Genomic DNA, 5,342 nt, shown 5'->3' with positions numbered 1-5,342 from the left:
GTCCGACACGGGCCGGGCCCCACCACCGCATGGTGCTCACCAGCACTCTCCGCGCGGCTCCCCCTGGAAGGCTGCCCCGGGCCAAAGCCCTGCTCACCCGCGCTTCCTGGGCAGACCGCAGATCACTCAAGGCGAGAACGGGCTGGTGGAGTTCGCCCTCCAGCTCGACGCTGACGCCGACCATCGTCTGCAGGCCGCAGAAGCACTGGCATCCGTCGAGGGCTACCGTGACGCAGGTGCCGCCCTCGCTACTCTCGCCAAGGACGAGTGACCGTAGGACCACCGTCCCGCCAGGGCGTCCCGGACACCGACGGGCCCGACGAGGTCCGCGAGCCGGCCGTACGAGCCCTGCGCCAGGCACGCCCCGGGTGACGGCGGCCCTGCTGCTCGTGTCGGACACATCTTCCGAGTACCCGGCCGGATGGACCGGACCGTCCCCACGCGGTGGAACGGCTACAAGGTGACCAGCCCTCGCGGGGCTTGTGGCCGTGGCTGGGATCATGAACGCATGCCTGAGGAATCGAACCTGTTGTCAGACCTGTGGCCGCTCGCCCCGTCCGGCGTGACCGACTGGTTGCAGGAGCTGTGCGGTGAGGGCCTGACCGGGTTCATGCCGCCCGCGATGCCGGACGCGGTCTGGGTGCTCAACGCCATGTACGAGCACGAGCGGGGGCCGACCGAGGTGTCGCACCACGAGTACCACCAGGCAGGTCTGGCGGACGGGAGCGTCCAGCCCCTCATCGTCGCGGGCTTCGACTTCGACGCCGTGGGCGTCGCCACGGGAGGCGGGCTGGGCCGGGCCGAACACCCCGGCCCCGGCTGGCGGCGGCTGCGCTGGGCGGAACTCGCCCGCCGGACCGGCGACCCGGTCGTGCCCGACGGGCAGTTGCCCTCCTACCACTGCTTCCCCTCGGTCAAGAAGGAGGGCAGCTGGCCGGTCGGCATCATCCCGCCCACCGAGGGGAGCCTGGACCGGGAGACCTGGATCCGACTGATCGCCGTCCTCACCGAGCACAGCCCTGCGGGCCCGGACACCCGCTGCCTGGCCTACTACAGCCCGTTGACGCTCCGGGCCGCCGACTACGACAACCACCATGTGCGTGCAAGCCGCCTCGGTGACGCTGAGATCCTGTACGACATATCCGAGGCGGACTACAGCCCGTCGAACCTCTGGGCCGAGGACCGCTCATGGGTCCTGTGCACCGACTACGATCTGTGGGCCACCAAGGTCGCCGGACCCCCGGACCTGATCGCAGCGCTGCTGAACGACTCCGAGATCGAAGCGGTACGACTGCCCTGGGCGCACTGACGAGGAGCAGCACAGGGCCCGTGGCGTCGCACTCCCCCGGGCCTCTCCCCCGCCGACTGCCGGATTCGATTCCCGGATGCGACCGGACGATTTTCCGCGGAAAATTCGTGGAGCCGGGGGACACGGACGGCCCGGTGGTGCGGGCCCGCCCGCAATGATCCGGTCACCGGCGGTCATCTGCCAGCGAACCCGACTGCCGGCGGGCCCGAATTTTCCGCGGAAAATCCTTCGCGCGGATCGTGGTCACTCCCGGCGGACCCGGGCGGGCACCGAGAGGTAGGCCAGATGCTCAGGCTTCCCCTCAGAGGTCACAGGTATGTCGTCGAGGTAGCGGGCGCACTCCGCGTACGCCGCGATGGTGAAGAAGCCGCTCCGATCGTAGAAGTTGACGAAGACGTTCCCGGAGACGCTGCCGGGGCGGGCACTCGGAGGCTTCAGCTGGATGTCGCCGGACAGGTCGCGGAGCCAGGCTGTCCACCCCTGCCCGGCCAGGGCCCGGCGAGCCCGCTCCATCGCCTCCGCGGCCTGGGAGTGGGTGAGCCCGGTGAGCGTGAAGCCCGCGCTGATCGCGGCCGTGCGGGGCTCGTGAGGAGCGGTGTCCTTGAGGTCGTCGAGGAAGTGGACGAGCCCCCGACCGTGGCAATCGTAGATGTCGGCCTGGACACCGTGGCTGTTCCGCAGATCGAGCATCAGTCCGTCCGGCACGCCGAGCACGTCGTAGACGGCCAGCGTCCGGTCGTTGAGACGCTTGGCGGTGGCGGCCGGATCGGCCCCCGGGAACGGGTCCCCCTCCCAGGCCCCGGTGGCCCTCACCCCACCGAACACCACCGCACCCGCCACCACGAAGGCCGCCAACGCGCGAGCTGTTCCGCGTCCCCGACCACCCCGCCGAACACTGTTCACCATGGTTTGTACCGTGCGCCACGGGGCCGGCCGCTTCATGAGTACCCGTACGCAATTCGGCACCCCGGACCTACTCCCCCGCCGGCGCTGGTCGTCCCCGGCGGCCACGCCAGCCGAGCATCCGGCGTGCCGTCTCGCGCAGCTCGTCGTCGCGGTGCCGCTGGGCGGGGAAACAGATGCCGTACTCGTGCAGCAGACGGCGTTCGCTGGTCGCCCAGTGCAGCAGGTGCGGTTGCAGGTCGGGCGGATACGGCGGACCGATCCGGTGGAGCGCCTGGAGCGCACGTAGACCTACCGGGAGGGACGGGTTGACCAGTGCGGCCAGGACGGGGAGTGCGGCGGACGGATCGCCGGTGATCCGCCAGTGGGCCTCGGCGGCGTGCAGCCGGGTCCAGCCGTCGCCGCTGTCGAGGTAGCGCTCGACCAGGGGCAGTAGGGGAGCGGCTGCGCTGCCCAGACGTCCGGCCTCCTCCAGCTGCCGTCCGCTGTCCGCGAGTCGGGGCGTCAGGCGGTGCAGGGCGGTCTTCGGATCGCCGGTGAGGCGGGCGGCGGTGACGGTCGCGGCGGTGGCGAGGTCGTCGTCGCCGGTGGTGCGGGAGAGGGCTTCCAGAAGGTCGAGGAGTTCGGTGTCCCGAATCGCCCAGTCGGCGAAGCGGTGGACGAGGGTCCGGGTGGGGTGGTGGCGCAGCAGCTGTGTGAGGTCCGGCAGATGGGTGCGGGCCTCCTCGGCGGAGAGTGTGCTGTAGAGGCCGTCCACGTGGGTGCCGTCGGGGTGTCGCAGGGCGAGGCGCTGATGCTCGGGGTTGCGGGTACGGACGGCGAGTGCGGCCAGTGCCTCCGGGGCCGGCTCGGGGATGTCGGTGAGGAGGCGCGGATCCCCGAGGTGACCGAGGATCGTCTGGGCTTGGCGGGCGGCGAGGGTGTCGGTGTGCACGTGGGGGAGGAGGTTGTCGCCGAGCGCCGGGTCGGGACGCGAGGCCCCGAGCAGGTCCTGGGAGATCGTGCCGAGCAGGGTGTCGAGGTCCCAGAGGGCGTGCTTGTGGGGGAGTGCGGCGGTGAGCAGGCTGACGGTCTCGTCCTCGCGGTCGCGCCACATCGCGGACAGGTGTCGGGCGCGGCGCGTGCCGCGGCCCTGGTGGTCCCCTCGGGTGATCCAGCCGCGGGCCACTGTCGCGAGGGCGTCCGCGTCCTCGGTCAGGATCCAGGCGCGTTCGTCGGCGGTACCGATTCCCGGGGCGAACTCATGGGTGCCGACGTCGAACCCGGGGTCGCCTCCGGCCTCGGCCAGGACGGCGACCACGTCGGCTGGGAAGGGCGCCTCGGAGCGTTCCAGCAGGGCCAGAGCGGCGGCGGCGCGGACGGCCGGCACCGGATCCGTCAGGGCCGACCGGAGACGGCGGTGGGCGGCGCTCTCGTCCGGGTCGAGCAGCGTCAGGACGGTCAGTGCCTCGGCGCGGACGGCCGCGGCCGGGTCGGACGCGTAGCAGGTAGCCAGCTCGCGCAGCACCGCGGGGACGGTCTCGCCGGTGGCACGGCGGGCGACGCGCACCATGGTGCGGCGCACCAGTGGGTCGTCGCCGCGCAGCAGGTGCAGCAGCCCTGTCACCTCGGCGGCGATTCGGGCGCACCCTTGCACCTCGTCGTCGTACTCCGGCTCCGCTTCGGTGCCCCCGCACCCGGCCAGAGCGGCGAGCACGGCTACCCATTCGTGGATGGTGTGCATGGCTGCGTGAGCGAGGAAGGGGACCGCCGCTACGGCGGCCGATGACACCGACCCCTGGTGCAGCGCTCGGCTGAAGAACTCGAAGACGGCGGTGCGCGCCTGGTCCCGGTCGTCGGAGTACAGGGCGCGTATCCAGCCGGGGACGTCGCTGCCATTGCCGTAGGCCTGTCCCAGGGAGGGCCAGTCGATCGTGTCCAGCTCTTCAGGTGATCTCACGTCCGCGAACTCTAGGCACCAGTGCTGACACCGTTCGCAGGATGCGGTGTTGGGCCCTGCCCGGGCGGTCGCCTGCGATCCCGCTTCCCCTGGGCCGGGCGTCACCGGTCCCGCCCCGGCCGACCGATTTTCCGAGGAAAATTCCGCGGATCCTGCCGGCTTCACCTGGGCCGGTGGCGCGGGCCGGTCGAGCAGCAGATCGGACTGCGTCGAGCTGTGGTCCCGCCCGGCCCGGGCAGCTCTCGGTGGACACGAATTTTCTGCGGAAAATTCCCGAGCGTGGGCCCGGGCTGGCCCGGTGTGCGGAGTGGCCGGAGCGCTGCCGGTTCCACGGGCGGGGCGCGATGTCAGCGCCATCGTGGATGCTCGGTGGCTGATGTCATCAAGTCAGGGGGGCCTTCAGGTGCCGATCCGTATTGCCAGCCGTCGCCGTTCGATGGCGTCACTGACCGCCGCGTTCCCCGGGGCGGAGATCATCGACGTCACCTCCAAGGCCCCGGAGCCGTGGGTGCGGTTGAGCCCGTTCTACCCGCACGGCGGCATCCGGGTCCCCTACAGCGATGGTGTGACCAGCCAGTCGGTGGAAGGGATCTGGCAATCCCTCAAGGTCTTCCAGGACTCCGACGTGGATCCCGCGAAGCTCGGGGTCACCACGATGAAAGGCTTGAAACGGACGGTCCGTCGATACGGTCCCGTCCTCGGTCACCGAACCGGCCTGCACGGCGACCGGCTGCTGCCCTATGAGGCGGCCCGACGCCGGATCTACCTGCCTGCCTATCGCTGGATCCTTGAGCATCGCGTCGCCGACCTGGTCGAGCTGATCAGGAACAAGGACGACGTCGTACTCCTGGACTACACCACCAACGGGGACGTCACCGACCCCGGCAGCCCGCTCTCCCACGCCGCACTCATCCAGCTGCACGTAGAGGGGCGCTGGCCTGGCGAAGAGGAGGTCGAGGCTTCCAGCAGCACCGGCGGTCGAATGCCGTGAAGTGGTCCGACGACGGAAGCACGGGGTGTGTGGTGGGTGCCATGGGCCCGCAGCGACGGCCGGGAGATGACTACCCGCTGATTTTCCGCGGAAAATTCCTCGTACCCGGTGCGGCCGCGGCCACGACGTGTTCAGCCTGCATGGATACGGTCGCGTGAACCCGAGACGCTGACACCGCGCCTCTGCCCTGGCCCCCGTCG

At 70.8% G+C, this 5,342-nt stretch carries 5 protein-coding genes; 3 read left to right on the top strand and 2 right to left on the bottom strand.

Annotated features, from left to right (window positions below; genetic code table 11):
• Together ACFU7Y_RS39375 and ACFU7Y_RS39370 are read left to right on the top strand one after the other, a co-directional pair.
• The coding region (locus ACFU7Y_RS39375) for a hypothetical protein (RefSeq protein ID WP_380771250.1) at nt 1-271 on the top strand (271 nt) is incomplete at its 5' end.
• A 237-nt stretch (nt 272-508) separates the two neighbouring features.
• Nucleotides 509-1,309, top strand: a complete 801-nt coding sequence (locus ACFU7Y_RS39370) for a hypothetical protein (protein WP_380771249.1) — start codon at nt 509-511, stop codon at nt 1,307-1,309.
• Between the two features lie 243 nt (nt 1,310-1,552).
• On the opposite strand, the gene ACFU7Y_RS39365 is transcribed toward ACFU7Y_RS39370, so the two are convergent.
• Both ACFU7Y_RS39365 and ACFU7Y_RS39360 read right to left on the bottom strand, forming a co-directional pair.
• Nucleotides 1,553-2,215, bottom strand: a complete 663-nt coding sequence (locus ACFU7Y_RS39365) for a hypothetical protein (RefSeq protein ID WP_380771248.1) — start codon at nt 2,213-2,215, stop codon at nt 1,553-1,555.
• A gap of 67 nt (nt 2,216-2,282) precedes the next feature.
• A complete protein-coding gene (locus ACFU7Y_RS39360) occupies nt 2,283-4,151 on the bottom strand; it encodes a hypothetical protein (protein WP_380771247.1) in 1,869 nt (622 codons plus the stop codon).
• Between the two features lie 403 nt (nt 4,152-4,554).
• On the opposite strand from ACFU7Y_RS39360, the gene ACFU7Y_RS39355 reads away from it, so the two are divergent.
• Nucleotides 4,555-5,142: a DUF6939 family protein gene (locus ACFU7Y_RS39355; protein ID WP_380771246.1), complete on the top strand. Its 588-nt coding sequence runs from the start codon at nt 4,555-4,557 to the stop codon at nt 5,140-5,142.
• Nucleotides 5,143-5,342 lie beyond the last annotated feature (200 nt).

The organism is Kitasatospora sp. NPDC057542, assembly GCF_042801945.1.
Lineage (GTDB): Bacteria > Actinomycetota > Actinomycetes > Streptomycetales > Streptomycetaceae > Kitasatospora.
This window is presented reverse-complemented; position numbering and strand designations above follow the sequence as displayed.